Raw genomic sequence first — 25,586 nt, 5'->3', positions numbered from 1 at the left:
TTTCACTCAATAATGAAGCTCGGCCAGGGTTATGCATTATTGATAACCTGCCGGATACGTTTTTTTTCATAAATAATACGCTCGTCTCTGACCAGCCATTCGATTCGATACCCTTTCTCTGCCAGCAGGGTGTACGTCAAACGATGGGTTTCATTTAGCGTCCTGTTGAGCCAGTCCCGAATATGCACGTTCTCACTCAGGAGCAGGATATCAGCGTCCGAAATGATGTCGTTACGCCAGAATTTTTCACCGGGTGTCACATGAATGAATCCATCCCCGGATTGCACCTGTTTGAAAACGTAATAACCCAGGACAGGTACAGCGATAAGAAAGTACAGATGGACGTTAATAATTTCCCGCTCCGAGAAGCCCACGGCAAGACAAGCGGCGATCAGCGATACAGGAAGAAAACGGATACGGTATTTCTTTCTGGTGATATGTGTTGGTGGAACGGTATTACGGTAGCCATTCACGACCATATGGATTCGGTCCCTGATGGCCTGGCACTGCTGCTCTTCCGTCATGTGGAATGGGGTGACATCATTTGGAATTGCCTCAGGATGGCTCATACTTTCTCCGTTATCAGGTTTAGAAATTCAATGGTACAACACAGGCCAGCCGCGTCTTTTCCGTTAAGAGACGATTTTGAGGGGCGATCCAGACCGACTCCCTGCCCGATCTCTTTCCATTACTGGACAGCGCCTTCTACAGGCTGATGGAATAAATCACTGGCGAAGCATTTTTGTGTAAACAGGTACAAATCACCGGAGGGTGAGAACATGCACAGGTTTTCTTCAATGCATTTCTCAAAATACGGGACGTCAGTGGTCAGACGCTTCAGCCAGGCAAGCCGGGATACCAGTTTGGTAATGTGAAAGGGGTCATTCACAACCTGATGAATATTGGATGAGGACTTTTGTTTAAGTGACTGACAGGCCAGCCGGAAATACGCGTTTTCCGTACTCAGGCAATTTTTCCGGGCAATCACCTTAATAGAGTCAGGCAATTGTGAGTATTGTTGAAGATCAGCAATAGTAGACATGAGTTATTCCATCTCTGGGTTTGATAAAAAGATGCTAACTCATCTCGCAAAAATGCTAATAGGGTCAGTGGATATTTCTTTGGATATTTTAATTTGTGGCTCAGTCATGACCAAACCTGCGTACGGGGCAGGAATTAGATTTCTACGGTAATATAAAAAGTTACTTTTCTTCGTTAAAAAATAAGGCAGAGATTTTAAACTCTGCCTTTATTGACGGGAGCGTGATCCCTGCGTTGTCACCCTCGTAGTTCGATTCGCGGATCTACGGTTAATGCATCCCATTGGGAGACAATCTGACGGTATTCGTCTTCTGATAATGAATCCCAACCCCTTTCTTTGTGGTGAAGACTACCATCAGTCTTGCTGTAACTGCCTCGCCAGCGCCAGACCACGGACTCGCCAGGCATGTAGGAATAGAGATACGTGCCATCCTCTGCTTTGAATGAGCCATTTTCTAATTCAGAAATTATAACTGCCGTCATGGTCTGAATTTCCTTAAAGATAGGGAGTGCTTTAATCTCTGCCCCCTGGTGCATTCATGCAAATTTTCTTCCGCTACACCACTGAAGCTGTAGCGGAAGAGCCTGAGCGGTCACATCCCAACGACAGTCACGCCAAAGGTATGACCCAGAACTTTAGCGGTGGTATCAACCAGAAGCTGAATATCATTGGCGGTCATGTCAGCTTCAACACGGATCTCGTGGTACTCACCCGCAGCTTTGGCACTTTCAATATCTTTGAAACGTTGAGCATCGTACAGACCCAGAGCTTTCATTTCTTCATCACGTTCTCTACACATTCTTTAGTCCTTAGTTAGATAGCCGGGATATTCCGGTGTTGCGTTAATTAGCGTTAATTCCTTTCCCGTTTGCGTTATACGGGAGCATCACAGCCAGAGTCGGCTGTTTGACCCAGCGATAGTTTATTGCGGATTAACAAACTGGCATTTCACGCCATTGTTTGCCTTTAGCACATTGACTACAGCATCGCTGATGGTGCAGACATCATTAACTGATACGTTAGACTCAACATCGACTGAATAAAGTTCGCCTGCATCCTCAGCCTCTGCACGGTTGGAGAAGCGAGTATTAAAAATGGTTATTGTGTTCATTACGTTCCCCATCAATCTGTTTCATCCCGTTTGTTGCCCTGACGAATCAGCCGTTCCGCCAGGGTTGATTATCAGTGAGCCGGTGGAGACTTCCGGGCCTGGGCACGTTTATCAACGAGGTGACCAAAGGCTGCGGTCACGACCAGGAAACCAACAACCCATGCGAAGATGACTGGGGTTGTCATATCTGCAAAGAAATCACTGAAGAAGTACAGACCAGCAATTAAAATTGCCGTAAAAATTAAACTCTGGACTAACGTGGGTAATTTGTTTTTCATTTGCTACTCCGGTTGTGTTTATCGGCCTTTATTAAATCACAGGGCTCCTCCCCTCAACTTTCGGTTAGATACGAAATACGGAGGGGTTGGCTGGTGGTTATTTTGAGTTATCGCGAGTCCGCCTCTTCATGACATTTGATGATCACGCGGAGGTAAGATTTCAGCATCCGGCTGGCAATACCTTGCGGCTTCGGAAGTTCGTTATCCAGCCATTGAAAACCCGTAACAGAGCTGGTTGCCTGACGCTTATTGCCAGCCAGTAACCGCAGTTCCCACATCACACCATAAAGAGCATCCTTTTTACCTGCGGCGATACAGTCCCTGATATAGGCGAGTGTTTTCTGTCGGATGTACCGAAAATACTGCCGGGTTGCCGGGGACAGCCCGTTATGGTCTTCGACCCACTGAAGTCGGAGGTTGCAGACTGAAAAGATACCGTCAAGCATATGGTTCTTGTCGGAAATAACCGCAGAATCCTGCCGAACATTCTCCTCCTGTTGCAGTGCGCGGATAATCCATTCTCCGACTGCTGTCTGGTGCTCGATGTGAAGGTCAACAAGAAGCGCAAAACATGTCCAGAAACGTAGCTTCTTAACCGCTCCGCGAATCTTGCGTCCAGCCAGTAAACGATAATCGTGATCGGTCATGATTTTATGACGAGGGTCTGCCAGCATCGTTTGCAGGGGGATCGTGTCCGACAGCCCCATTCGCTGATAGAGCTGCCCACGCTGTGCCAGTCGATGGAACAGGCTCCCTTTACCTTTAGCCAGACTTACCACGCCGTAACGCAGGTAATACTGCGCTGCGCTGCATGGAGTAAACTCACCCGACTCAACACGCTGGCGGAGTTGATCATATTCATTCCAGATAATGAACGAAGCCGCATCTTCATCGACCATGACCTCATCCTCTTCAGCAAACGAAGCGACCATCATCTTGCCAGAGGGGGTGTTAATCGCCCTTGCAGCCCGAGCATCATGCTCACCATCAAAATAGGCCATCACTGCCAGCGGATCACTGAGTCCGTCATGGCTGCGTGTTGCAATCGACCCAGGGATTCGCAACCAGTCAGCTTTAGGCAACGGGGTGCGCGGAACAGCCTCCATTTCAGGCTCATCATCAAGCAAATCAAGAACGCCCTCTTCCCAGACCTTTCTGTAGATGGCGACTGCGCGGAACGGCTCAGGGTTGAAGCAATGGATAGACCACAGGAAATCAACGTGGATGACGTTAGTTTCCTCAACAATACGGAACTGGGGTTTTGACATTCTTCGGTTGTGAGGTGTGTTTTCAATCGCCCCGGAAAGTAACTTTTCGCGCACGGCCTCAGCCCGTTTCGCTTCAGCGAAATCAAGTGAGCAGCAGACGTGAAAAAGACGCTCTGTCACCGCAGATGAAAATACGTCTGGCTGGAGTCGGATGTACCCTCCGGTAAACAACGTGCGCCCAATGTAGTTACGCTTGCTCCAGTCAAAGCGAATTTTAGTCAGATACCGTTGCAGCCGATTTAAACCTTCCTGATAGCCATAGCGGTCGGGATCGTTGGCAATCAGTGCCGTCATGGAGCGGTCTTCACTGACCGCCTGGCAGCTAAAGCAGCCAAAGCGGGAACCGCATCCGTTTGATTTTGATGATGTTTTAGCACTCCAGACACACTCGCCCGTTGCATCTTTATAAAGCGTGGCAATGGCAAAATTGTTCTCCTGGAAGCTCGGAAGCAGAAAGTTTTTTGCCGACCCACTTTCCGTCAGGAATGACCAGACCTGCTGCGTAGTCCAGGATTTGATGGGATAAAGTTCGCCTCCTTCAGCAGTGTGCCTTACGGATGTCGCATCCCCACCCATTCTGGCGATGCTGGCGGCGCGGGATGAGCTTTCATCGTCACGGGAGCCAAGCATCAGGCAAACTTTCTTGCGGCAAACATCAGGGAGACCTTTAATGTATCGGGCTTTCGCTTTACGTAAGGGTGTGATTTTTAAGTCAAAGGTACACTGCCTGGAGCCGGAATTGCTCCAGGATGGCAAACCTCTTCCGGTCAGAATTCGGCCTACCCAGCCCTGCGTCATTGAGGGGGTTGCGACCAGAATAGTCACCGGCAGATTGTGCTTATCAATGAAGCTCTGTAGGTGTCCCAGTACGTTAGTCGCCAGGTAATGGATTTCCGGGTTCTCGACCTGCGTATTGCTCATCTGGATAAAGTGGTGCTGGCTGACGTTAGTACCATTGCGCACCGCTCTGACCAGCGCCATCAGGAAGAGATGGAGAACCACGGTGCTGTCCTTACCAGAGCTAAAACCAACGCTCATCGTCCAGCCATCCGTAATCGCTTTATAAATACCAGACGTGGCCTCGGTGATCAGAGTCGCCATACTCACGGGTTCGTGTTTATCGGTATAATTCAGGTCAGTATCATTCGCGAGTGCATGCCAGACGGAATCCCATTTATCACCAGAAATAATATTCCGGGAATAGCTGGAGTTAGCCTGTTGCATTACAGGGTCGTAAATATCAACTACCGAGTTATCGGTAAACATAAAATCATTCCTGATTCAGACTGGAGATATAAAGATGATGACACACATATTTAAAAGGTTAATAACCCAGAAGGCAATAAATTTATCAATTAAATATAACTTGCGAACATTATTAAAGTTAGTGAACTATTATCATAGTTATTAGCGAGAGAAACGGCGAAGTAATACGAAAGTTTCACAACTCAAGCATCATGATAATTATATGGCGCAGGTATAATATTTAATATTAACGGGGAAACAGTTCACAATGTCTGAATTCAGGGATAAGGCGCAATGTTCTTTATCAGGGTGCAACGGAACTGAAGCATCGAGCACCTAGGGCGTATCAAAAGTGACCTTCCCGTTTGCTAAATTCAGGACTCAGACACATCTGTCGATTGCTGCATCAGCCTCTTCAACAGTAATTGATTCTTTGTTTAGCAATTCAAGGGCGTCTGGTTCCCGGCGTTCGAAATCCTGGCTCATATATTATACTCAAGTTAAGCTGGAGTGACTGAGGAAGCCTTATCAACCAAGGGTAAATGGGTTCCTCTGCAAGCAGAGAAACCCATTCAAAAAGGCGCTGTTGGCAACTGACATATTCAGCATCAGATTGGCGGGGAACGAATCCCCGCCGCTCAGCTACTTACCGGGTTCGTATGCCAATGTTGCAGCCACTTCTCTGTTACCGTCTTTAAAACGCAGTTCGCAGAGCTTACTGCGGGTTAAACCGGTGAATATCAGTAGTGTGAGACACACTATCAATAGGCACCAGATAACAGTTTGTCGTGGCTGTTTCATGTTCATGCTCCCTTGCATTTCTGCGGGTATGAAGCTACTGTGTAAGTGTCTAGTTTTCACAGGTGGCCTCGTTAAGTTAATTAAAATTAGCTTTTCGGGGCTTTCTGCTTTCTGCCACAGACAATCAGTGAAACAACTGGCTGGGGCAAAAGCCTCCAGCGCCGAGTTCATTATACCCCACCCTGCGATTTTCCTGACAACTAATCTGTACGAAACAACCGATTAACGACTATTGCGGTAAGCATTGCTTCATCAAAAATTCAGGATGAGACTGCCGTTTGACTGCACCGGCAATCCGGCTGTAACGCCGGAATCCCGGCAGTTAAGCTTTATCATCGCCCTTGATCTGAGCGAGAGCTGCGGCATACACATCCTCTGCCTTAGGGATGTATTTTGCCAAAACTGCATACTCTGAAGGCGTAAGCGCGTGGACTGCATGGAGACAGCAACTGTCATTCTCTTCTGTGCTGGTCACGATAAGACCGTCATAATCCACACCATCCTCAGAAAAGGTCATGAGAATGTCCATAACCTTCCCCGAGGCTGATTCAGTCGCTTTGGAGGTCATCAGGAACTGTTGTTTACTGGAGCTTTCCCCGCTGTAATGCATCACTTCACACAGACTGTACTGAACCTGAGCTTCATGTGCCTCACGTTCAAGTCGGGCAAACTCCTCCCAATTGAGATAACGGATTTGGTCTTTTGAAACCATGATCAGTGTACCCGCGAATTCGTTAATTCTTGCGCTAGAGCAGGTATGAGCAGCACTGATTTCCACCAGATGAGGCAGATCCATCAGCTTAAGGAAGGTTTCTGTGAAGATAACCGCATGATTCAGGTCAATGTCTACTTCTGAGAAAATATTCAGCCCATCGCAATCAATTTCAGTGCCTAACTGAAGATATAACTCCTGTTCAACCCATGAATTATTTTCGTTGCCAGGGTATGAGCAGGTTTGCTCCATACAATATTCAACCAGTGCCATTACCAGTTTTTCCAGCAACGTTCTTTCAGCTTCTTGCTTATTCAAAAGAATATGTTTTTCTTCTTCGGTCGCACTGGAAACAAAATTAATTGCTTCAATTCCTAACATAGCCTGCTCTTTACTGCACGGGATTAAAAACGATGCTTCAGTATGATTATCAGCCATGATGAATTCCTTTAAAGTATTTACCGGATTTGTACGAATATATTAACCTGCCTCCCGGAATACCTAATAGGGTCTATGAAAATTCATACTAATTATTTTATGCCTAAGCTGAGTGGTAATTATTAACTCACTCAGGCATTCAGATTAATAAGGACAGATATTTTACTTTGCGTGACACCTGGAAAAATCAGTTTCCCCAAAAAGTTACTTTTCCTGCATTGCCAAACTGAAGGCTAACGGGAATGGTCAGCTCTGACGCAAAGGATTACTTCCCGTTTGTTTGTTTTTTAGCTGGTGGAAGGTTTGAGGGGCATCTAAATCAGTTTATGAAACGCTAAAATTTTACTTAATCGAATGCATTCCACTCCGGATAAATATAAAAAACTGTTCCCGCTTTAACAGGGAGTGTGAGAGCTTTGTTTTCGGGAACAATTTGCATATTCACATCCTGGTAAATTCCGGTACAGCTTTTCTGATCTACAACCATAGTCCACGCTTGTTGTCTGGGTATGGTGACGCCAAACCAGGTCTTAACATCAACAAACTTAGTTGTAACGCTGACGTTATATCTACAATCCGACTTCACATCCTGTACAATTAATGAACTATCACCTTCCATAAAAGTGCGTATGTTCACCGTCTTAATAGGCTCGGCATGGATACCAATAGAAGTCAGGAGCATCACTAATGGAGCAATTATATTTAATCTCATCGTTGATTTTTCGCTTTTAAAGATGTGCTTCAGCACACGAGAACTAGAATCGTTTTATTGGGGGCGTACCGGTTACCCAAAGTTCAATACGATCTTGCATGTTGATAACTGCGGCCGCATCCTGCTTTAATTGCTCTACTCGGTCAGGTGAAGATGCGAAAATAGTCTGGCAATATTCAAACTCACTATGTACGGCACCTAAACGTTCAAACAGAACTGAAAGATATTTAATATCATCGTCAGAGAGTTCAGTGTTCAATTTTTGCCTCATTAAGTGGCAATCGAAGTGACGAGATTTACCACGCCTAACCCCTGTCGCGACCATGCTAATTAATGGTAACTCATTCTCCAGGGACGCCTGAATGAATGTCTTCAGGAATTGTAAAAGTAACTTTTCTCGGTCTAAACCAGAAGTGTAAACATTTCAGGTTTAAATTAACGACATGCCCATGAAGGACGTAGTATTTTCTCATTGTTCCAGGGCTGCTGTTCACCTAGTTCCCAGGTGTCAGTATCGTACAAGCCTGTGCCGCCGAAATCAAAGTCCGGGCATAACTGACAAACATAACAGTACGCGAGAAATCCATTATCTCGGCTTTTTACGCCATATAACCAACCTACTGCATAAATGTCCTGAGAATATGATCCAAAAGCAAAATATACACCTGCATTGCTCCAGTGTGACAACTCGGGGTAATCCCCTCTCATACCCTTTATGTATTCAATATCCTCATCGTTTAACTCCTCATCGGATACTTCTCCGGTTAAAAATGTTCTTTCTTCAAAGATAAACATCATGCTCTCCTTACAAAATTTGGGTTTAAGTTTTTATTATACCAACTCTGTTTCTGAGCAGCCCCCACGGTTCAAGTGTTCAAGGTTTTGATTGTATTATAAAATCACTCTTTATCAGAGTGCATTTGATGGCTAAAGTTGACGTAAAATGCCCTTTTTGTGAGCAGACCGAATCCGTTTAAAAACATGGTCAGGGTAAAACCGGGCATCAGCACTACCGCTGACAGTTTTACCGCCGTACTTTCCAGCTCGACTATGCCTATCGTGCCTGTCAGCCCGGAATGAAAAAACAATTTGTCGATCTTGCAATGAACAATCCGGGCATACGTGACACCGCTCGAGCGCTACCTATCAGTATCAATTTATCATTTCTGATATGAGTCAATAAGGCTGTCGATGAGCGGGGTCTGTTCAAATCCAGGATGCCCCCGGAACATGTGACTCGCGACCGCTATCCACTCCAGCACTTTATCGGTGCCAATCCACCGTCTGCCAAGTCGCTCTGCCGCAATTGCCGTTTTGAAATAGCCAGAGAAGTGATCAACGACCAGCTCGCCAGGCTTTGTCAGAAACTCGATGAAAAATGAGGCAAGCCAGGTCGGTGATGTCGCCCCATGGCGGGGTAACCCCAGCTCCGAAGCCACTTTGTGACAAAAGAGGGTATCAGGGCATAGATTCCCCCTGATCAGGGTGTTTTTTGCAATGGCTCCCTCGGTCTGTGCCGAAAACGATCCGGCTTTGAGCCGATGAGCACCATCACCATAGGATGTCGTGCGCAGTTCGCCACCGGCATCAATCAGTTTCTGATGTGCTTCAGTATGCGGGACCAGGACGCGGCGATTGTCAGATCTGACATGCATGGCATCGGAGGTCAGCCAAATAACGGGTTCGTATGAAACGCCAAGCTGAACCCGTTTTTTACAAGCCCATTGTGTGGGACCTGGTGCCTTAGCCCGGTTGACCCAAACCAGTCTGTCCATCAGTTCCAGTCCAAGATCATCCGCCAGCGCGAGTATCAGCCGTTCAAGATAAAGTGAGCGGGACGGACGGCCAGGCACGAAGGCATCCTGAGTCAGGTTGAGCACTATACTTCCGCCCCTGACCAGATTTTTGACAATTGGCTCAAGCGTCCTGACGATAAATTCCACGTAAGCGGCTTCGCTTTCAGCGCCAGCTCCGTAAGCACGGGCATTCCGCAGCAGGTACGGCGGTGAGGAGAAGCACAGCGTGATAGGTTCATCCCGAACGCTGCCAAACACTTGCCTCGCATCCCCAAAAATCCCTACCCCCAGTTCAGTAGAAAACCCGACGACACAAACATTAGCGCGTGGCTCACGTAATCCTTTGTCGGTCAGGCGAGCAAGTTGCCAGACACCGCGCACCCCGGACACCTTTTCGATGATCCCCGCATGCTTGAGCGTTTGCTGAAACCAGCGGATTTTGTGCTTAATCTCACTGGTTTTCACTTTTTTAACGCCAAATTCTCGCTGAAGCTGCATATCCTCAGCAGACAGGCCAGCGAGTTTCCGGGCTTTCTCATAGATTTCCGCATTGGACAGCTCACCCTCTGCGTCTTCGTAAATCTGAGCGATTAATTCAGCCGTTAATGTGGTCATGGAATTCCCTGAAATTCTGGCGCCTGTCCGGAGTAACCCGAACAGGGGTAATGACGATGGTGAGTCAGTCAATATAGGCATGTAAAATATCGAGATGCTCTGGAAGAACACGCTTTACGCGCTTCATGCTGTAATGAAACTCTCCGCCGAGATCATAAGCGCCGTTGTCGTCCCAGTCCAGGTCGCCATGAGCTTCACCTTCAATGGCGATGCGCACTGCCGATGCTTCATCATCCGCAGCAATCAACGACTGAGTTGATTTGATGTATTCCCCAGTCTGGATCTTCAGAACAACCATAAAATGATGCATCGATATCTCCCGTCTTAGTTTTCAGAGTAAATTTATTGAAGCCCTGACACAGGCCAGGGCAGGAATAAATCAACTCACAAAGTCGTAACCGAACACCCCACCAACACGCATGCGTTGTGACGCCATGTCCTTTAACCGTTTGTTGACCATTTTCATCTCAGCAGTGGTGGCCTTCGATACCGGGATGAAGTCACGCTGAATGTGAGTTTCATGAAACAGCGTACGGTTATCTTTAGAGGCCGCTTTATTGCGGATCAGCCCTTCCTGGCGCTGAACAACAATCACATAGCGGTCTTCGTTAAGTGACGGAACATTCATCAGGGATAATGCAATAACCACTTCACGCGTAATCTGAGAGGCCAGAATTTCAATATCAGTCCGCTTATTTTTTCCCGTTCTCAGAAGCTTTACACCACAAATATCAGACTCGGTGTAATTCATTTGGGCGAGGAGATTAAATAAATCACACCCTGCAACCTGAAGTTTTTTGTATTCCATGAAATCCTCTCACCGGAGCTGGTCTCCGGATAAATACGGTCGCCATTGAAAGTTTGGCGCGTGGTTATTCTTTACTGAGCCTGGTTACTGATTTCAGCAATGCCGGTCTGGAATGACTGATAAATATCACCTTCAAACTTAAACTCTTCAAGATACGTGAATTTGGTCAAACAAACGGGCACATCATTTACCTGACCACGTGACAAATAATCATCAACAGGATTTTCAAATTGCAGTATGAAAATATTCAACACATTTTCATCACCTGCGGTCTCATGCGTAAACTGGAATTCACAATAGCGACCGGGCTGTGTTACACGGAAAAACCAACGAACAGGCACTTTATCCTGATTAACGCCTTGCCAGTAGGACTCGACATCTTTAAGAGAATAGCCAAGCGCATTAATCATATTAACTGCATTGACCTCTGAGGTTTGAAAACTAAGTTTATTCATAATGCCCTCTCTGTAATTAACAATATGATAAACCGCCTCCTAAAAAAGCTAATAGACTCCTGAGAATTATTTGATGTTTTTTAAAGGTGGAGAGTGGCGATTAAGGGATGAATTATTTTATCGCCAGTCACTCCTGCAAAGTTACTTTTCTGACGCAACAGACCAGTCTTTTATTTCCGATTGCAAACCCAATTAAGACCAGCGATACAGCGAAAAGTAACTTTCATTAACCCGGATAAACTCCCGTAAGCTGTGCATCCAGTTTTCGTGGTAAAAGGTGATAATAAAACGGTAACCATCAATAGTTTCGATGTAACGAATGCCGTTGAAGGTTGTACCCCAGGACACCACTTCGCCCGTTCTCACAAACTGGCCTTGCGGAAAGTCAGGCTCAGAATAAAAAATAAAACCTGTTGTGGAGCCTGAGGGGGACGCATCGACCAGAATTCCGTTAAATTGTCGTCCATGCCGTGCAGGTGTCAGTTCTGCGGCCAGTTGTACCTGTGTCATCAGTCGGTCAATCAGTTGTTTTTCTTTATCGTCAGCAAAGGAGCGTACATCATCAGGTGAACCACAGCGGGTATATACCGTGACTTCTTTCAAGATCATAAGTTCGCGGCGAATAAAGGGTACGGAATTAGTGTCAAAGTTGAAAGCCGGTTGCACACCAAAGTTCTCGCATAACATCAGGACGTTGCGGAAATTATATGCGCCCACGGGGGACGTTAACGAAATGCCTTTAAAGATAAATACCAGCTCATAAACATAGTCAACCGCATCGGTTTTGTAGCGCATGATATTGATCACCGGCAGTGACATATGGCAAAGAGCCTTTTCGTCCACACGGTAATCAGATGGGCAACGAAAAACACGGCTAAACAAGGATGCAGCCAGCGTTCGCATGTCAGTTACCCTGGCCTCGATAAACAACTGATATTCATCTTCACCCTCAACTGGCGTAAACCACACAGAATAAAAATGAATGCCATCGACTTGTTTTAATTTCACCAACTGACTCACACTTTCGCTCTGCTGGCTGGCAGATTCTGGAATGTTAAGCCCGACATTAAAGTTTCGGCAAAAATCCGCGACATCCTGTGTCTGGTTATCGCTGACCGCCGTTACCAGTTGCAGACCGTTTACGTCCATTCTGAATGACTGCGTACCGCTGTTATCATTTCCACGCCACGGTGCCAGGCTAACGAGGGCATGGCTCAGCGTAGGGATCACAACACTTTCACCGACCGCCAGAGGCTGGATATCATCACGCAAAAATGGGGCCAGGTGCTGTCGAATTCGCTCTGCCTGATTTTTGTCGTTCGCCTGGATAAAAAAGGCTGGGATGCCGGATACCTCGTTTGAAAATAATCGAAACAGTTTCATTTAAGCCTCGTTAATTAAGCAGTGATTTATAGTTATGGGCTGAAAGATGCACGTCATGTGCGCCATCGTTCCAGGTAAAGAAAAGGCGGTATTTGGAATTTACCCGCACAGAGGAATACTTATTTCTGGTCATGGGTAACTTTTCGTAGCGAAGGCTGTTGGAGGTCAAATCCTTTACCGTGGTAGCCGAATGAATAACAGCCAGACGACTGATAATGGATTCAGTGATTTCCGTTGGTAATCCGGCCTGATGTTTTCCCTGACGGAACAGATTTTCGAGTCGGGCATCTTTGAATGAATGGATCATAACAGTCTCCTTTACAGCCTTCTGTTGGGTTAACGAACCGAATTTCCGCCAGCGTTAACACCAAGGATTTTTGCTGCTGCTAAAATTTGTTTCTCACTAAGCGTGAACTTTTTTTCCAGAATTGATTTAAGACTCATCAGAAAGTTATTCTCACGAGTACTGCTGTTAATGGCATCCACCACATTTTGATGTGACATGTACCAGATATTGTATTTGTCGGCCTGGGCGTTCCCTGCGGCCATACGGGTCTTAAATTCAATGTCACGGCCAATAACAGGTTTAATTCTTTTCAACGCAAACAGCTGATATGCAGTGCGCTTAGTAATCAGGCTATAACCAGTCCCATGGCAGTTATGGCAATTACTGCGGTAGAAATGATTACGTACTCCTTTACCACAACAAACCTTGCAGGTAACACGATGATCGTAATCAGCAATGCCAAGGGTAAAATCAACATTTTCAATACGAGATGCTGAAATTTCCTGTCCATTACAGTCGTACCATTTTTGATTGCTCATATGTCACCTCAAGTTTGTTTATATGAGGATCATGTCATGACATTAAAAAAAGCTAATAGGGTTACGGAATATTTCTTCATTTATTTTTAATGGCACCCTGCAAATAAATTAATTAAGCATGAGGCCAGAGTTTTAATATCCTGAAATTTTAATATTGCGCTGAACTTTAATTTAGCGTGACCCATAAAGTGATTGCAGTGAAATTAGCAGGAGTTATTGAGCCTTTCATATTTTCTTTACGAATGCAGGCTTTGTCGTAAGAGCCGGTTGTCGCTGGTTTGCCCAGGCAGAATGGATGTGTTTTTTAAATTGCAGATGGTCGCGGATGTCGGCGCCCATTCGGTGAGTAAGCAATGCGTCAGTCTGGGGTTAGTCCGCCTATGGCTAGGGTGCCGCATCGCGGCACCTGCCAGCCCTACAGTTGTGGGAATTCCAATGCAAACTGAGACGAACCAGTTACACCTGGAATGCCAGGCGTGACCGGATAGATACGCTCTTCTCCCTGCCCCATGTCAAAAACAATAACACGCGTCTGGCCGGGAGCGACCGTCACGCCAGCCAGCGTCAGCGGGAATTTAGCATCCTTACGAACCGTCAGTGTGCCGCTCAGTTCTCCGGTGATGACAGATCCATCCTGACGACGAAGAATACTGGTACGGATGTATGCCAGCGGCTGATTGTCGGAGGTTTTCAGCGCCACCGCAGTCGCCAGGGTACGCATACGATCCAGGGTAATCATGTTCGCGGGTTGATAGAGGAAGTTAAGTTTTTTGGATGAGCGATTACCTGAAGCATCCACCGCAGACGCTTCAATCGTGTAAAACCCATCCTCGGAGGTTTCTACAGGATAAATCCTTGGATATTCAGGCGTATATGACCCATTCCCCTGACTGGTAAACGCCAGCGTAACCAGTTCACTGTTTGGACCACCGCTTAACACAAGGGATTCAAGCGTTGCATCTCCTGAGGGGTCTGTAATGTTAATCCTGAGGTTTTCCAGCCCTTTCACCAGCTTTCCATCAGGATCGGCATTCTCGTAACGGTAGGTGATTGAAGGAGCCGTGGAGTCGATAAGCAAATCCTCGTTTAGGGAGAGAGTGCCGATATTGCCGACCAGATCCTTTGCATAAACTGACTGCACGTTATATCTGCCGTCCGGGAGGCCAGCATAAGAGATGACGGCGTTTTTAGTTTTATAGTCACTTTCCGTCCAGCTCTGGGCGGGTTGCTGGATAATGTTTCCTGCGGCATTCTTTAATGTCACACCAAATTCCCGCGTATCCCATGCCCCTATCTGCCAGCCGTTGACGCGGTCATTATCAGTGACCGTCATTGTCACGTTCTTGCTACTACGATTAATTTTCGCGGTGTTGATGACCGGTGGATTCGTATCCCAGTTTGCTGTGAATGCCCCGGCCAGATTATCGTAAATAGCGTTACCATTTTTCCCGGAGATGATATGGATGAATTCCAGACCTCTGTCAGTGGTGTAGGAATAATTCACGTTCATGGTGCAGCTGGTGCCGCCTACCGGGATCAGGCAATACCATGCCCGGTTTGAATTTGCCGATATGCGCTGCTCATAGGTGCGGGGTTCGGCATTCACTCGAATCTGGGTAAATAGCGCAGTTCTGAAGTTTTGGGCATCCGCCAGCCACTGGCCGGTATCACTGCGATAAATTTCTTTGCTGATAATTTTCGGGGCTTGCTCCATGGTCGGAGCCGGTGTGAAGGATAAATCATTATGGTGGACACGACGAACACCGCCAGCCTGAGTCTGGAATTCATGGTACGTGTCGCCAGCGTTTGGGTAGATGTAATTGAAACTTTAGATGTTATAGGTGGTGTCTGAGCTTTGGTAGTTGCTATCCGCCCACCCATAAGGGGTGCCATTGATGGCTGTAAAGTTACTTTTGTTGCGGAGCACCCGGACAGAAATCGGATTGGTATAAACCGTCATTCCCGGAGAGTAGTTTTCCCAGGTGTTATTGGTGGTGTTAAGCACCTGAATAATGGACGGCGGATTCACCCGGTCGATTGTGCTTTGCCTGCTGATCACCCCACGGTTTCCCGCTTTGTCGTAAAGATACACGCCCATCCGGTACTCGGCCTGGGAAACGGGAGCCAGTGCCGGATCACTGGCCGTATTAATCTGGACGGTGACCGAATTGTCGATGAGGTTAATTTCAGCCGCCCTCTTACGTTCCGTGCCGCCTGAATCAACAAGGAAATACTCTGCGCGATCCAGTCCTGAGGCGCTGTCGATTAGCCCGGAAAACACAATGGCCTGAACGGAGATGTATTGCATACCCGGAGGGAGGCTCGTAAAGATAGCTTCACTGCCAAACTGCCAGCCATTACGGGAATATCCGATTGCTCCGGCTTTCGGGGGCGTTCTGTCGATGGAGAGTCCGTAATCGCGGCGGGAGACTTCTTTGTTCTGAAGATCAGTGACCACTTCCCGCAAGGTATAGCTGTCCTCTCCGAATGCAGGAACAGATAACCGCTTACCGTAGTAGTCATTTCCGCTGCTGGATGTCATGCGGTCATCGACCGTGACTTTGCTGCTTTTAAGGCTCCACAGGCTCGCACCACTACTGTTAAGGAGTGACAACTGTATATAGCGGTCAAGTCCAGAAATAACATCCACCTCAAAACCTGTCGTCGGATTAATCCATCGGACTGAAGGCTGTACTATTTTGGGTTGATTCAGTGTGTCGGTAAATCGTAACTCTGCGATCTCTGCGTGAGCAGCTAAGGAACAGGCCAGTAACGATGCAAAAAACGTAGCCCTGCGTTTCATATTTTTTCTCCCCCGGATGAAGGTATCTATAATACCAGGCGGGAGTGTGTGAAATTGTCGGTTAAGGGTGTAAAAAAACACCGAGTTTCGGCTCGCTAGAATCCAGTGTGGGTATTTACGTTCGCAGGCAGGATGCGTCATTTCAATCACCACGGAGTTCGTAACCGTTTGTCATCGACAGTAGATAATTACTAATTAAATGTGCCTGATACGCAGTAGATAGATTTGTTGGCGACGACCAGGTTATTTGCAAACAAGCAGCCTGGTCACATTCATGAGAAATGGATTTGAGGAGGAAATGAAGCTTAGGCCAAAAACAATCGCAAAATTACCCTCTGATTGCCGCCAGATATAACAGTTTAAGCAAAACGGCGCATTTATCTTTTTCCAGCATAAACATAAGCGCCGTACTTTTGTTTTATTCTTCCATGCCGCACTTAGAAACAGCACCTTCCCTGCCGATAAAATTAATTCCAGATATTTCCCCAGACCCTATTAGCATTTTTAATGATGGTGGTAACGTTTAATTATCTGAACAACACCAGGAATCAAATAAAATGCCTAAGCAAATTACCCCGGCAGAATTGGCAGAAATGGTTACTTGCCTGCTCGTAAAACCCGAGCTGATCGGTGAATTAGACTGCGCCCGTAATCACCAAGCATTCATGGATGATATCGCCATGGTTGTCGCAAATTATTGCGGAGGAAGAATTAACGGCGTAGGCGAACCAGAAACGACTGAAAACTATCTGAAGCACGAAGCAAGCACCCCTCTGTTAAGTGTGTCACCTGATGCCTCGCTTCCTTCTCTTACCCGGAACGTGTGGGCATGGTTTGATCCTGAAGGGTGGATTGATGACGTTGAAGAGCTGGAGCCTGAAGCCGTATCCAGTATTCCTGATAATGACGCCTGTATTGCAATGCGCCGCCAGTTTCAGTCACTGCTGGTGGCTGAACCCTTCATCTTACAGCTGCATGACTGGCTGCACACACAAGAAGAATGTCCGGGATACACGTTCACATTCACATCAGGCAACCAGCCAGCTATCGAACTGAGCCGGGACGGGGAAACCGCTCTAGGTCTTCTCATCGAGATCAACAATGGTGTCCCGGCTCTTCACATTGATACCGGTGGCGATACGCTTCTGCATATCCACGCCGCCCACGGTGGCCTCGTCTTATCACCAGACTCGCCGCATATGCAATATCGCCAATCCCCAGTAGATCTTTTCAGTTACGGTCATGAAGCCTTATTGCTGACCGCATGTGAACGCTAAACGCCAGCCGAACGAAGAGAAAACATATGACACGTTTCAATCATGCTTTTGATATTACCTTTTCGCTTGAATCCGCAGACCCGACCGGGATTGGATTAACCGGAATGGAATTACTTGCCGCTCTGGAAGCGAAAGTCGCTGAATTTCGTAACGACCCGGTGATGCTCATTGAAGCTGCCGGAATGCCCTTTGACTCATATGTTGTGGCCGATGTGTCACATCAACCCGCCTGAATAACTGGCGAAATTTACGTAACTTCCAACGGACGCTTAAGTCTGGACAAATAGTGTATTCAGGAGATATCCATGCAGATTACAAACGATGTTCTTTACGTTCTTGGAGCGGCTCGTGTAGAGGGCAACCAACTTTTCCTGAACGGCCAACTGGAAAGGTCGCTTTATATGCGAACTGATAAAGTGCTGAAGGCGGCTGGTGGCATCTGGAAACGCAAGGAAAAAGCTCATATCTTCACAACTGATGCCGCTGACCGTATTGACGAAATCATGGCTACCGGGACGGTCGTTGTACCCCATGACGAGTTTAACTTCTTCCCTACACCGGCTGCTCTTATCGCAAGGATGATGAAATTCGTTTCACCGGTTAACGCTGATCGGGTGCTTGAACCAGAATATGGAGATGGACGGATTATTCGTGCTGTCCTGGCATGTGCGCCTGAAGCGACAGTAACCGGAGTGGAAATCCGTGAGCAACCACTTTCTGATCTGGCGGCTATGCCTGAGAACGTGACTCTCCTGCGTTCTGACTTCCTCAGCTACGCTCCTGAAGTAAAGTACGATGCCATTTTAATGAACCCCCCTTTCTGCAAACGTCAGGATGTACGCCATGTTAACCATGCCCTTGATCTGCTTGCCCCAAAAGGACGGTTGTCTGCGGTAATGTCTGCTGGCACAAAATTCCGCTCGGATAATATGACAACAGCTTTTCGTGCGCGTGTGGCCGCACTTGGAGGGCGTATTCTGGATCTGGAAGAAGGAACTTTTCGGCAGAGTGGAACGAACGTGAATACCGTGCTGGTAGAAGTCGTAATGCCTGGCTAACCGTTCCACGAAAGTTTCCCCTCAAAAACATAAAACCGGCAACCGGAAAAAGGGATGGTGGGGCAATGTTGGTAACTTAGGTGCATAAAAAAACCCCGAATCATCGGGGTTTTTTTTCCGCTTCAGCCAGTTGGTGGTTGACTGAGTTGGTGGGATGGAAACCTTTCAAAACAAATATAACGGCCAAATTCGGTTTGATCAACCCATTTGATAAAAATTGACCTTATATAAACCAGCGTATCCTGATGCCGATTGATAAGGAAACTTTAGTATCATCCAGAAGTTTCAGGAACCGGCTGTGAGCGGTCAAAAGTAACTTTTCTCTCCCTCCTGCAATGGAGCGGAAATATATAACTTAAAACAATAAACCTTGATAATATTGTGCAGCTATTCCTATAAATTAAGTCTAATTCTTAGGTTATATATTTTTTAATATTATTCCTGCCAACCCTATTACATATTCAACTCTCTGTTATATAATAAACTTGTTCCTGAGAGTCCTCCCTCACTAATTTAATAGTTTTAAGTCCTGGCTGTTCAGGTGGTGCTGGCAGTGCCTTAATCCACAAGGGGATGGAAACCTTTCAGAAACACCGAATAAGAGACAGGCAACGTAAAGGTAATTTTATTCGGCATCTCCTTGTTATTAAGGAGAGCGTATGAGCTTAATTGACCTTCTTATAAAGGTTGCACAGCTTATAGTTGTCTTGCTGCAACTGCTTGATGCCATTATGAAGTATTTCCAGTAATAGCAGAGAGTCGCTAAAGTGGGAGGGGGTTTCCCCCCTCCCTTTTTAAAAAAAGCACACTAAAGCTAAATTAAGTCGAAGTGATTTATTTACCGAGTGTGGAAATGATTAATTTTGTCAGCCCTTAGCAAAATTTCAACGCCTTTCACCACGGTATAATGCTCACCTGATAACTGATTGCGTGGATCTTATATGGAAATGCCGACCAACCAACGTGAACATTTTGAAATGTTGAACCTCCTGGAAGCATTGTTAATTGCCAACCCAGAAAAAGGAACTGAGGAAAACGCTAAACTGGAGCACCTGGTCGAAATTCTGAATGAATATGAAAATATTCATTACCCTATTACACCCATTGATACCGGTACATCTACCGTTTAAGTGAGGACTATGTTTACCATTTCCAGCTTATTGTCCTTTGCTGCGTCTGCATGTTCTGTGCGTACCGCCAGGGTGATGGCTGATGGCTCATCTGGTAGCCGAAAAGTATTAATCTTGGCGTTGCTGTCTGCGGGGTTGTTTGTCATGTCCAGCGTCTCATCGTGGTATGCCGAGGTTTACTGGCTGTTCGGCCACAAATAGCACAGAGCAGAAAGTATTTATCTAAAGGGCAAATATGGCAGTTTTAATCAGGAAAGTTCCGGAGTCCACTTCGGTTCCCGAAACAATCAAACAGAACAACGAACAGCACAGCTCGCTGTGTTTACTGGCAACCCGCTATCTGCGTGGAAAAGGGTTCAAAGTCACTTTTGACGACAGGTTACGGGCCTGGTCAGTTTCAGGAGAATTGCCTGACGCTCTTGGGTTCAGAAATGGCGTCTCGTGTCTGATTGAAGTGAAGTGCTCACGAGCCGACTTTCTGGCTGACCGCAAAAAGAACTTTCGCATTCATCCTGAAATGGGAATGGGAGACTGGCGCTTTTATTTGTGCGAGCCGGATATTATTACACCGAACGACCTCCCGCCCGGATGGGGGCTACTGTACGCCGATGGAAATAAAGTGCGCCCGGTGACGGGCTGGCCCGGGAACGGAGAATGGATAAGCCGGAAGCCCTTTAGTGCGAATATAAGAGCGGAGCGTGACTATCTTTACAGCGCACTCAGACGACTAGCAGAACTGGGATATATCGACCAGATCTATAAAACAGGAGAGAAATGATGACGACATTACCCCCTTCAACAACCGCAGTAACGTTTGAACAGCTTTACCGTTTTTTGAAAAATAATTATAAGGCATCGCGTTTCGAAGATCGCAACGATTCGGTATGGGGTGAGAACTACTCTACCCGTATCGCACAGCATCATTTTGACTGCCTTCAGAAAGATGGCATCTCGCATGTCTCTCGTCACGAAGACGCAGCCGGTGTTGGCTTTAAATTTTCCCATGACCTGATCGCCATTCGTTAAACGTCCTCAGGCGGTAAACTACAGTCGGAGGTATTATTTCAGTCTGAAAATAGCGAAAGTAAAAAACAGCACCAGGAAGATAACGCTCCGACACCCAGCAAAAAGCCAAAGTCATACCACGTACCTACATTTGGTATGGCATAAACCGCAATGGCGTTGTCGAACAGATGGCCGATAAAGGCAAATGGTGCAATCCATCCATCCAATACACCCATTAAGAATCCTGGGCCTGAGCTGTCAACTACAGTGATCTGATGAGTTGCACATCCTGCAACCATCAGGATCTGTATCAGAAAAACCATCTTAATCGCACGACTGACATTCATTGGATATCTCTCCCGGCTGCATGTCCCTCATGGTAACACTATGTTTTCTTATAACTTTACGCTAAGGAGCGCGTTATCAACCTTTAAGCCCGCCCCCTGAAACCCCCCTTTTCTACCCCAGCTATACGACATCTGAGCTTCCAACCTCCGGGTACAATGGTTCATCCCTGTACCACTTGCGTACCTTCAGACCAGTGTGTTGCGTAAAACTAACGGGGAAATTGCGCGAGGCGTTCAGCAGGCCATGCTGACGGTGCGAAAAGATGCCAAGTTTGGTATTACGTTTAATGGCGTTTCAGCGGCCCCGGGAGAGTCTGTGCCGGTCGACATCGACATGGGCCAGGGAAACGAGATGCTGATACCAATATTTCCGACCGAATCCGGGAGGTCCGGGGAAAGTCAGTTCATGATTGAGATTGCAGAGCTTCAGTAGACATTCACTACAAAGCCGCCAGACAATGGCGGCTATCATCACCCTTCAGTTACCGCCTTTCCCTTTATTATTCGCGTCCGCCATTTCTGTGTAACGAGGATCGCCTGACCGTGGAAGAGTCTGGCTGGTCTGGCGGTGGGCAAGAAGCCGTTCCATAAAATATTCACGAAGATGTGCGGGTTGTTCCCTGGCGACCAGTTCCGGCACAACCGGCATATTCAGCCGTTCTTTGTAGGCCACACCTGCGGCAGCGAGATCCACAGAGACTTTCTCCTGTTCCTCAGGGGCTAATCGCGATAAATTGAATTCAGGCATGCTTTCTCCAGATTGATAAAGGCAACCCCGCCTTACGCATTCCCGGCCTAACGACAAGCATCACATTATTTGGTTAAACCTGAGCGTAACAACAGAGTTCAAGTATTTATGTCTCAGTGAACCAGTGAGCGACTATGTGGGGATTAAGTACTCTTTGGAACTATCACTTCGAATGCCTCCTCCCCCAGAATGACGGGATTGTACTCTATTTTAATATCTTCTGGAGGTCTTTTACCCTTTAGGTTGCTAATAGCAATATGCTGAAGATTATCTACTTTACCAAAGGTTAATCCACCGTATGCGTTTTGTGATATATTATCATCTTTAGCAGGATCTATTCGTGTATTGATATATGTACCAATGGTGCAATCCAAAATATAATCATTATCAATCGTTATCCATGCATGGCAACTAAATATTTCTGGGCTACCATTCTCAAGCCATTCGTTACATTTATCCTGACTAAACTGGAACCCTTGCTGACCTGACAATAAAACCCCACCAATTGTTATATTAGCGGAAATATCACTATAATATTTTTGTATATAATTAAGAATGTTAATATGAATATTCGCACAGTCCCCACCAAATAAATAGACAGGTGTATAATCGGGGTGGTTGTAATTGGATTGATATTTACCCAAAAGATCTGAAAGCTCTTTAAGCAATGTAGAAACGCTTGTCTCGCTACTACTACTTTTGGTTGGTGAGTCTAAAGAATAACTTTTGCCCTTCGTAAAGGTTTTCGCAACTTCAAATAACTCTTCATAAGTTGCACTCTTCGCATTTAGAAATTTACCTTTAAAAATAGCTATTATTTTATTTATCATATCCATCCTTAATAAAAGCTCCAACACATTAATATATGCAAAATGCTCAGGTTCTTTGAGTAAGTAATCTAATCAATAATGTCAGATTTTAAAAGTAATAGTTTCCAGGTTTTGTGTTTAGCTCCCGCATAGCCAATTATTTACTATGGATAACTTCCGTTTTTGACACACTGGAGTCGTTCTGAGCAAACCTCGACTGATATAGAGTGCCAGGCGCAATTTTTTGGCGATGGTCAAGTGATTATCAAACGGTCACCAGTTGAACGGCAAATCGGTATCCAGGTCATATGCAGTTAGGCATAAGGCCAGGAGGGTTACGTAGACAACCACACATTCTGCTTCAGTACGCAATTCCACGTTCTCAGCGACTCAGGATGGGAATTACCTTTGATATAATGGCTGGACCAGCGACATTGAGTTTAATACTTTACCCGGCGAGAGGATGAAGAAATGAACAAACATAATTACAATCCCAGAATCTATGCATTGTCTGTTTGTGCCACCGTATCAATTGTAATTTGTATACTCTGCTTTTCTTACTGGGCAGGCGGTACAATTTATGACTTCCTGTACAGCATCCGGCCCTCCTTCCCCACAGACGCTGACAAGAATGACTACCTGAATATTACCGGATTACCTTACGTCCAAAGCATGTTCAGGGCGTTTTCCAGCGTCATTGGTCTTTTGATTGGTTTAATGGCGGCCGTCGCATTAACATCCGATATCGCGCCAGCCCTGAGATATCGACTGGGGGCCAGAGGATTTCAACGCCTTCGCTATATCCAGAAAAAAAAGGCCGATAGTAAAGCTCAGATGAACAATCAGAAGATGGAACTGGAAGCCGCAAGAGTCAATTACTGGAGAAAGTGGAAGGAATATAATGGCAGTAACCTGAGTTACGAGGAATGGAAAGACAGATTCTGTGAGGGGTAATATCCGGTCCTCCTGACTGTTAACAACTCTTTCCCCGCCTCGTAGATTATCCCCTCTGATGTGAGGGGATATCGCATTTAACAAAATCACGCATACTGCCCAAAAGTTACTTTTCCCACCGCTGTCTCAGTGATGAGGCATGCCAGTGGGAGGGCAGTCGATGTTCGTTACTAACCCTACGCCTGATCAGCGTACAAATGCGCTTTAATGGCCTCAGCCCATGCATTTGAATTCTGGCAGTCAGCATATTTCGGCGCAATTCGGATTGCTTTTGGATACAGCCCGGTATTGAGAACTTTGCTAACCCCGTACTTAAGTTCCCAAAGAATCTCATACAAAGCATCGCTTTCAATATTCTTTTCAAGCGATTGAACATTCGTGGCATCACCCGGGCAGGACTGCTGACGAAGTGAGGCCATATCTTTAATGATGTCTTTATCAACGGGAGCGGCAACAGCATGCAGTGGCAATGCTATAAACAAAGCCATACCCAGAAGTTTAATTGTTTTCATCGTGTCTCCACTTACTTTTATTTACGCTAATCACTGATTCTTGCACTTATCCCTGTGCCTTTACTTGACCCGATACAGCAGGAAAAATACTGCACCGGGTCCCATTATCAGGCGTTTATTTAAGGCATGGTACAGCGAGGAAACGATTCGGGGAATTGAACCTCGTCAAAATAGACATACAGCTCACGCCCGGTCATCAGGCGCTTCTCAAGCAAGTTTTCTGTTAAATTACGGTGAACCTGAGCGTTGATTTCAAAAAACGTTTCAAGCAATGCGATTTGTTCTGAATACAAGTCCATTAGCATATGTTCGTTATGTTCAAGCTCCAGCCTGTTTTCGGGATTCTGGAAGAATATCCCCCGGCTCATACAGGAGAGATATGCCGTAGCAATGGTACGCCATTGGAATGTGTCTCCCGCAGCCCCCAGTGATTCACGACCTGTAAAGCTTCTCTCGCCTACTGACCCGGCTAAGAAACGCAGCATATCCCATTCTGCAAACGTCTTGTCGACCAGCAAATGTTCCCATTCCATAGAGACACTGCCCAGTGAATTAGTTTCGTCCCGGAAATACTTTGCTTCGACCTGGATATTTATTGGATACGGGTTCAGTGCGGCACAAACCAGGGCATGCCCCGCTTCATGTGCAGCTGTAACAACACGATCCTGCCTGGTAGGATGCTTAACAATGCGGGTCGCCGGAATCCCATAGGCAACCTCTTTAGAGGTTTCAAATCCCTTTGAGATATTTGCGCAGACTCTTTGAATAATGAAGCTCGCGACACAAACCGCAGACATGGCCGCCAGAATTTCCGGATGACGAATCAATTCGTCGATTGTGTTACCGACGAATGACTTGATGGCAACCAGTACAGCCAGACCACACAGTGCCGCCCACGCTCCGCGAAGAAGGTCCTCACTGAATATCTTCGAAAATGAATAATACATGCAAATTATCGTTCCTGAGAATGTCAGCAGCGTCAGTGACGTTCTCGCCAGTTCATTAACTGGCTCACGATAATGTGAAAGGGAAAACCAGATAACAAAACAGACGCACAATACTTTGACGAGTTGCCCGAGTATTGTTGGTATCGATATTCGGGTAATGTTGGTGAACAGCAAATTTAACAATTCACGAAATGATGAGCTTAATTGATTCATCCTGTCTGCCTCCTCAGGCACGGCTAGTAAACGGCGCATTTTGGAATAACTGATATGCATATCTGCCACACCGGTCATGTGTAAATATGCAAGTCCCTCGTATTCCATGCGTATATTTTAACTGAGGCGCAGTGCGTTTTTTTTCAGCTGAGGACCGATAATCCGCCCCGCCAATGTGAAGATAGGCATCACCGGTAAAAGAGATAGACGTCCATAGTTTCAGTCCAGAAAGTTACTTTTCAGGCGGGTTGAGCTGATGGTACGAAATTGCATCTGACTTGACTACCCGTTAGC

The 25,586-nt window shown here is 46.3% G+C and carries 33 protein-coding genes and 1 pseudogene; 9 read left to right on the top strand and 25 right to left on the bottom strand.

Going from position 1 to position 25,586, the window contains the following annotated elements; all coding sequences use genetic code 11:
- Positions 1 to 29: 29 nt before the first annotated feature.
- The 11 genes from DY231_RS24490 to DY231_RS24435 all read right to left on the bottom strand — a co-directional run bounded on the left by DY231_RS24490 (position 30) and on the right by DY231_RS24435 (position 8,402).
- On the bottom strand, positions 30 to 569 hold the full coding sequence (locus DY231_RS24490) for a hypothetical protein (protein WP_115632094.1): 540 nt from the start codon (positions 567 to 569) through the stop codon (positions 30 to 32).
- A 119-nt stretch (positions 570 to 688) separates the two neighbouring features.
- Positions 689 to 1,042, bottom strand: coding sequence for a hypothetical protein (locus tag DY231_RS24485; protein WP_115632093.1), 354 nt, complete (start codon positions 1,040 to 1,042; stop codon positions 689 to 691).
- Positions 1,043 to 1,278: 236 nt separating this feature from the next.
- Positions 1,279 to 1,524 (bottom strand): hypothetical protein, encoded by a 246-nt coding sequence (locus tag DY231_RS24480; RefSeq protein ID WP_134187336.1) that lies wholly within the window; start codon positions 1,522 to 1,524, stop codon positions 1,279 to 1,281.
- A gap of 110 nt (positions 1,525 to 1,634) precedes the next feature.
- Positions 1,635 to 1,841, bottom strand: a complete 207-nt coding sequence (locus DY231_RS24475) for a hypothetical protein (protein ID WP_115632091.1) — start codon at positions 1,839 to 1,841, stop codon at positions 1,635 to 1,637.
- Between the two features lie 123 nt (positions 1,842 to 1,964).
- Entirely contained in the window at positions 1,965 to 2,153 is a 189-nt protein-coding gene (locus DY231_RS24470) for a hypothetical protein (protein WP_115632090.1), read from the bottom strand.
- A gap of 71 nt (positions 2,154 to 2,224) precedes the next feature.
- The gene (locus tag DY231_RS24465; RefSeq protein WP_115632089.1) at positions 2,225 to 2,431 is read right to left on the bottom strand and encodes a hypothetical protein; all 207 of its coding nucleotides are present in this window, start codon (positions 2,429 to 2,431) and stop codon (positions 2,225 to 2,227) included.
- A 107-nt stretch (positions 2,432 to 2,538) separates the two neighbouring features.
- Positions 2,539 to 4,965, bottom strand: coding sequence for a phosphoadenosine phosphosulfate reductase domain-containing protein (locus tag DY231_RS24460; RefSeq protein WP_115632088.1), 2,427 nt, complete (start codon positions 4,963 to 4,965; stop codon positions 2,539 to 2,541).
- A gap of 621 nt (positions 4,966 to 5,586) precedes the next feature.
- Positions 5,587 to 5,745: a type I toxin-antitoxin system Hok/Gef family toxin gene (locus tag DY231_RS24455; protein WP_115632182.1), complete on the bottom strand. Its 159-nt coding sequence runs from the start codon at positions 5,743 to 5,745 to the stop codon at positions 5,587 to 5,589.
- Between the two features lie 322 nt (positions 5,746 to 6,067).
- Positions 6,068 to 6,895, bottom strand: coding sequence for a hypothetical protein (locus DY231_RS24450; protein ID WP_115632087.1), 828 nt, complete (start codon positions 6,893 to 6,895; stop codon positions 6,068 to 6,070).
- Positions 6,896 to 7,241: 346 nt separating this feature from the next.
- Positions 7,242 to 7,643 carry a hypothetical protein gene (locus DY231_RS24445; protein WP_134187289.1) on the bottom strand — a complete coding sequence of 134 codons (402 nt, stop codon included), beginning with the start codon at positions 7,641 to 7,643 and terminating at the stop codon, positions 7,242 to 7,244.
- Between the two features lie 399 nt (positions 7,644 to 8,042).
- The gene (locus DY231_RS24435) at positions 8,043 to 8,402 is read right to left on the bottom strand and encodes a hypothetical protein (RefSeq protein ID WP_166672008.1); all 360 of its coding nucleotides are present in this window, start codon (positions 8,400 to 8,402) and stop codon (positions 8,043 to 8,045) included.
- A 128-nt stretch (positions 8,403 to 8,530) separates the two neighbouring features.
- Here DY231_RS24435 and DY231_RS24430 point away from each other — a divergent pair.
- Positions 8,531 to 8,764, top strand: a pseudogene (locus tag DY231_RS24430) (IS1-like element transposase); the annotation flags it as partial.
- A gap of 3 nt (positions 8,765 to 8,767) precedes the next feature.
- On the opposite strand, the gene DY231_RS24425 reads toward DY231_RS24430, so the two are convergent.
- From DY231_RS24425 to DY231_RS25480, 9 genes are all read right to left on the bottom strand, one after another.
- The gene (locus tag DY231_RS24425) at positions 8,768 to 10,018 is read right to left on the bottom strand and encodes a DNA methyltransferase (protein ID WP_115632083.1); all 1,251 of its coding nucleotides are present in this window, start codon (positions 10,016 to 10,018) and stop codon (positions 8,768 to 8,770) included.
- Between the two features lie 64 nt (positions 10,019 to 10,082).
- On the bottom strand, positions 10,083 to 10,328 hold the full coding sequence (locus DY231_RS24420; RefSeq protein ID WP_115632082.1) for a hypothetical protein: 246 nt from the start codon (positions 10,326 to 10,328) through the stop codon (positions 10,083 to 10,085).
- A 69-nt stretch (positions 10,329 to 10,397) separates the two neighbouring features.
- The gene (locus DY231_RS24415) at positions 10,398 to 10,826 is read right to left on the bottom strand and encodes a hypothetical protein (protein ID WP_115632081.1); all 429 of its coding nucleotides are present in this window, start codon (positions 10,824 to 10,826) and stop codon (positions 10,398 to 10,400) included.
- Positions 10,827 to 10,897: 71 nt separating this feature from the next.
- Positions 10,898 to 11,281 carry a hypothetical protein gene (locus DY231_RS24410; RefSeq protein WP_115632080.1) on the bottom strand — a complete coding sequence of 128 codons (384 nt, stop codon included), beginning with the start codon at positions 11,279 to 11,281 and terminating at the stop codon, positions 10,898 to 10,900.
- A 192-nt stretch (positions 11,282 to 11,473) separates the two neighbouring features.
- Complete coding sequence (locus DY231_RS24405) at positions 11,474 to 12,664, bottom strand: flavin reductase (RefSeq protein WP_115632079.1); 1,191 nt, start codon at positions 12,662 to 12,664, stop codon at positions 11,474 to 11,476.
- 10 nt (positions 12,665 to 12,674) lie between these two features.
- Positions 12,675 to 12,971 carry a type II toxin-antitoxin system RelE/ParE family toxin gene (locus DY231_RS24400; RefSeq protein ID WP_115632078.1) on the bottom strand — a complete coding sequence of 99 codons (297 nt, stop codon included), beginning with the start codon at positions 12,969 to 12,971 and terminating at the stop codon, positions 12,675 to 12,677.
- Positions 12,972 to 13,000: 29 nt separating this feature from the next.
- Entirely contained in the window at positions 13,001 to 13,489 is a 489-nt protein-coding gene (locus tag DY231_RS24395) for a hypothetical protein (protein ID WP_115632077.1), read from the bottom strand.
- Positions 13,490 to 13,904: 415 nt separating this feature from the next.
- A complete protein-coding gene (locus DY231_RS25485; RefSeq protein WP_256682733.1) occupies positions 13,905 to 15,203 on the bottom strand; it encodes an Ig-like domain-containing protein in 1,299 nt (432 codons plus the stop codon).
- A 114-nt stretch (positions 15,204 to 15,317) separates the two neighbouring features.
- Complete coding sequence (locus DY231_RS25480) at positions 15,318 to 16,292, bottom strand: Ig-like domain repeat protein (protein ID WP_256682732.1); 975 nt, start codon at positions 16,290 to 16,292, stop codon at positions 15,318 to 15,320.
- 557 nt (positions 16,293 to 16,849) lie between these two features.
- Between DY231_RS25480 and DY231_RS24385 the strand changes: the two genes are divergently transcribed.
- From DY231_RS24385 to DY231_RS24355, 7 genes are all read left to right on the top strand, one after another.
- Positions 16,850 to 17,569 carry a hypothetical protein gene (locus DY231_RS24385; protein WP_115632076.1) on the top strand — a complete coding sequence of 240 codons (720 nt, stop codon included), beginning with the start codon at positions 16,850 to 16,852 and terminating at the stop codon, positions 17,567 to 17,569.
- Between the two features lie 26 nt (positions 17,570 to 17,595).
- Positions 17,596 to 17,802 carry a hypothetical protein gene (locus DY231_RS24380; protein WP_115632075.1) on the top strand — a complete coding sequence of 69 codons (207 nt, stop codon included), beginning with the start codon at positions 17,596 to 17,598 and terminating at the stop codon, positions 17,800 to 17,802.
- 72 nt (positions 17,803 to 17,874) lie between these two features.
- Entirely contained in the window at positions 17,875 to 18,627 is a 753-nt protein-coding gene (locus tag DY231_RS24375) for a methyltransferase (RefSeq protein WP_115632074.1), read from the top strand.
- A 659-nt stretch (positions 18,628 to 19,286) separates the two neighbouring features.
- Positions 19,287 to 19,376 carry a type I toxin-antitoxin system toxin TisB gene (locus tag DY231_RS24370; RefSeq protein ID WP_115632073.1) on the top strand — a complete coding sequence of 30 codons (90 nt, stop codon included), beginning with the start codon at positions 19,287 to 19,289 and terminating at the stop codon, positions 19,374 to 19,376.
- A 192-nt stretch (positions 19,377 to 19,568) separates the two neighbouring features.
- Positions 19,569 to 19,757 carry a hypothetical protein gene (locus tag DY231_RS24365; RefSeq protein WP_115632072.1) on the top strand — a complete coding sequence of 63 codons (189 nt, stop codon included), beginning with the start codon at positions 19,569 to 19,571 and terminating at the stop codon, positions 19,755 to 19,757.
- 235 nt (positions 19,758 to 19,992) lie between these two features.
- Positions 19,993 to 20,535: a hypothetical protein gene (locus DY231_RS24360; RefSeq protein WP_256682731.1), complete on the top strand. Its 543-nt coding sequence runs from the start codon at positions 19,993 to 19,995 to the stop codon at positions 20,533 to 20,535.
- The gene (locus DY231_RS24355) at positions 20,532 to 20,783 is read left to right on the top strand and encodes a hypothetical protein (protein ID WP_172588752.1); all 252 of its coding nucleotides are present in this window, start codon (positions 20,532 to 20,534) and stop codon (positions 20,781 to 20,783) included. The genes DY231_RS24360 and DY231_RS24355 overlap by 4 nt, the downstream gene beginning before the upstream one ends.
- Before the next feature lie 38 nt (positions 20,784 to 20,821).
- Here DY231_RS24355 and DY231_RS24350 read toward each other — a convergent pair whose 3' ends face one another.
- The 3 genes from DY231_RS24350 to DY231_RS24335 form a co-directional block, all read right to left on the bottom strand.
- A complete protein-coding gene (locus DY231_RS24350) occupies positions 20,822 to 21,109 on the bottom strand; it encodes a hypothetical protein (protein WP_115632070.1) in 288 nt (95 codons plus the stop codon).
- A 478-nt stretch (positions 21,110 to 21,587) separates the two neighbouring features.
- On the bottom strand, positions 21,588 to 21,857 hold the full coding sequence (locus tag DY231_RS24340; RefSeq protein ID WP_115632069.1) for a DNA polymerase III subunit theta: 270 nt from the start codon (positions 21,855 to 21,857) through the stop codon (positions 21,588 to 21,590).
- A 143-nt stretch (positions 21,858 to 22,000) separates the two neighbouring features.
- Positions 22,001 to 22,687: a hypothetical protein gene (locus DY231_RS24335; RefSeq protein ID WP_115632068.1), complete on the bottom strand. Its 687-nt coding sequence runs from the start codon at positions 22,685 to 22,687 to the stop codon at positions 22,001 to 22,003.
- Between the two features lie 450 nt (positions 22,688 to 23,137).
- Here DY231_RS24335 and DY231_RS24330 point away from each other — a divergent pair, with 450 nt between their 5' ends.
- Complete coding sequence (locus DY231_RS24330; protein ID WP_115632067.1) at positions 23,138 to 23,620, top strand: hypothetical protein; 483 nt, start codon at positions 23,138 to 23,140, stop codon at positions 23,618 to 23,620.
- Between the two features lie 176 nt (positions 23,621 to 23,796).
- Here the strand turns inward: DY231_RS24330 and DY231_RS24325 are convergent, their stop codons facing one another.
- Together DY231_RS24325 and DY231_RS24320 are read right to left on the bottom strand one after the other, a co-directional pair.
- A complete protein-coding gene (locus DY231_RS24325) occupies positions 23,797 to 24,132 on the bottom strand; it encodes a hypothetical protein (protein ID WP_115632066.1) in 336 nt (111 codons plus the stop codon).
- 119 nt (positions 24,133 to 24,251) lie between these two features.
- On the bottom strand, positions 24,252 to 25,292 hold the full coding sequence (locus DY231_RS24320; protein ID WP_147295671.1) for a hypothetical protein: 1,041 nt from the start codon (positions 25,290 to 25,292) through the stop codon (positions 24,252 to 24,254).
- Between the last annotated feature and the right edge of the window lie 294 nt (positions 25,293 to 25,586).

This window comes from Buttiauxella agrestis (assembly GCF_900446255.1).
GTDB classification, from domain to species: Bacteria; Pseudomonadota; Gammaproteobacteria; order Enterobacterales; family Enterobacteriaceae; genus Buttiauxella; species Buttiauxella agrestis.
The sequence above is the reverse complement of the archived record's forward strand: the minus strand, read 5'-3'. Positions and strand labels throughout refer to the sequence as shown.

Excerpts from the sequence above, each read along its gene's own strand:
- DY231_RS24395 (WP_115632077.1), bottom strand. The coding sequence starts at position 13,489 with ATGAGCAATCAAAAATGGTACGACTGTAATGGACAGGAAATTTCAGCA.
- DY231_RS24470 (WP_115632090.1), bottom strand. The coding sequence starts at position 2,153 with ATGAACACAATAACCATTTTTAATACTCGCTTCTCCAACCGTGCAGAG.
- DY231_RS24360 (WP_256682731.1), top strand. The coding sequence starts at position 19,993 with ATGGCAGTTTTAATCAGGAAAGTTCCGGAGTCCACTTCGGTTCCCGAA.
- DY231_RS24465 (WP_115632089.1), bottom strand. The coding sequence starts at position 2,431 with ATGAAAAACAAATTACCCACGTTAGTCCAGAGTTTAATTTTTACGGCA.
- DY231_RS24400 (WP_115632078.1), bottom strand. The coding sequence starts at position 12,971 with ATGATCCATTCATTCAAAGATGCCCGACTCGAAAATCTGTTCCGTCAG.
- DY231_RS24415 (WP_115632081.1), bottom strand. The coding sequence starts at position 10,826 with ATGGAATACAAAAAACTTCAGGTTGCAGGGTGTGATTTATTTAATCTC.
- DY231_RS24425 (WP_115632083.1), bottom strand. The coding sequence starts at position 10,018 with ATGACCACATTAACGGCTGAATTAATCGCTCAGATTTACGAAGACGCA.
- DY231_RS24460 (WP_115632088.1), bottom strand. The coding sequence starts at position 4,965 with ATGTTTACCGATAACTCGGTAGTTGATATTTACGACCCTGTAATGCAA.
- DY231_RS24455 (WP_115632182.1), bottom strand. The coding sequence starts at position 5,745 with ATGAAACAGCCACGACAAACTGTTATCTGGTGCCTATTGATAGTGTGT.
- DY231_RS24330 (WP_115632067.1), top strand. The coding sequence starts at position 23,138 with ATGAACAAACATAATTACAATCCCAGAATCTATGCATTGTCTGTTTGT.
- DY231_RS24350 (WP_115632070.1), bottom strand. The coding sequence starts at position 21,109 with ATGAATGTCAGTCGTGCGATTAAGATGGTTTTTCTGATACAGATCCTG.
- DY231_RS24340 (WP_115632069.1), bottom strand. The coding sequence starts at position 21,857 with ATGCCTGAATTCAATTTATCGCGATTAGCCCCTGAGGAACAGGAGAAA.
- DY231_RS24490 (WP_115632094.1), bottom strand. The coding sequence starts at position 569 with ATGAGCCATCCTGAGGCAATTCCAAATGATGTCACCCCATTCCACATG.
- DY231_RS24485 (WP_115632093.1), bottom strand. The coding sequence starts at position 1,042 with ATGTCTACTATTGCTGATCTTCAACAATACTCACAATTGCCTGACTCT.
- DY231_RS24335 (WP_115632068.1), bottom strand. The coding sequence starts at position 22,687 with ATGATAAATAAAATAATAGCTATTTTTAAAGGTAAATTTCTAAATGCG.
- DY231_RS24380 (WP_115632075.1), top strand. The coding sequence starts at position 17,596 with ATGACACGTTTCAATCATGCTTTTGATATTACCTTTTCGCTTGAATCC.
- DY231_RS24475 (WP_115632091.1), bottom strand. The coding sequence starts at position 1,841 with ATGTGTAGAGAACGTGATGAAGAAATGAAAGCTCTGGGTCTGTACGAT.
- DY231_RS24370 (WP_115632073.1), top strand. The coding sequence starts at position 19,287 with ATGAGCTTAATTGACCTTCTTATAAAGGTTGCACAGCTTATAGTTGTC.
- DY231_RS24480 (WP_134187336.1), bottom strand. The coding sequence starts at position 1,524 with ATGACGGCAGTTATAATTTCTGAATTAGAAAATGGCTCATTCAAAGCA.
- DY231_RS24410 (WP_115632080.1), bottom strand. The coding sequence starts at position 11,281 with ATGAATAAACTTAGTTTTCAAACCTCAGAGGTCAATGCAGTTAATATG.
- DY231_RS24450 (WP_115632087.1), bottom strand. The coding sequence starts at position 6,895 with ATGGCTGATAATCATACTGAAGCATCGTTTTTAATCCCGTGCAGTAAA.
- DY231_RS24325 (WP_115632066.1), bottom strand. The coding sequence starts at position 24,132 with ATGAAAACAATTAAACTTCTGGGTATGGCTTTGTTTATAGCATTGCCA.
- DY231_RS24405 (WP_115632079.1), bottom strand. The coding sequence starts at position 12,664 with ATGAAACTGTTTCGATTATTTTCAAACGAGGTATCCGGCATCCCAGCC.
- DY231_RS24355 (WP_172588752.1), top strand. The coding sequence starts at position 20,532 with ATGATGACGACATTACCCCCTTCAACAACCGCAGTAACGTTTGAACAG.
- DY231_RS24385 (WP_115632076.1), top strand. The coding sequence starts at position 16,850 with ATGCCTAAGCAAATTACCCCGGCAGAATTGGCAGAAATGGTTACTTGC.
- DY231_RS25480 (WP_256682732.1), bottom strand. The coding sequence starts at position 16,292 with ATGAAACGCAGGGCTACGTTTTTTGCATCGTTACTGGCCTGTTCCTTA.
- DY231_RS24375 (WP_115632074.1), top strand. The coding sequence starts at position 17,875 with ATGCAGATTACAAACGATGTTCTTTACGTTCTTGGAGCGGCTCGTGTA.
- DY231_RS24435 (WP_166672008.1), bottom strand. The coding sequence starts at position 8,402 with ATGTTTATCTTTGAAGAAAGAACATTTTTAACCGGAGAAGTATCCGAT.
- DY231_RS24420 (WP_115632082.1), bottom strand. The coding sequence starts at position 10,328 with ATGCATCATTTTATGGTTGTTCTGAAGATCCAGACTGGGGAATACATC.
- DY231_RS24365 (WP_115632072.1), top strand. The coding sequence starts at position 19,569 with ATGGAAATGCCGACCAACCAACGTGAACATTTTGAAATGTTGAACCTC.
- DY231_RS25485 (WP_256682733.1), bottom strand. The coding sequence starts at position 15,203 with ATGGAGCAAGCCCCGAAAATTATCAGCAAAGAAATTTATCGCAGTGAT.
- DY231_RS24320 (WP_147295671.1), bottom strand. The coding sequence starts at position 25,292 with ATGAATCAATTAAGCTCATCATTTCGTGAATTGTTAAATTTGCTGTTC.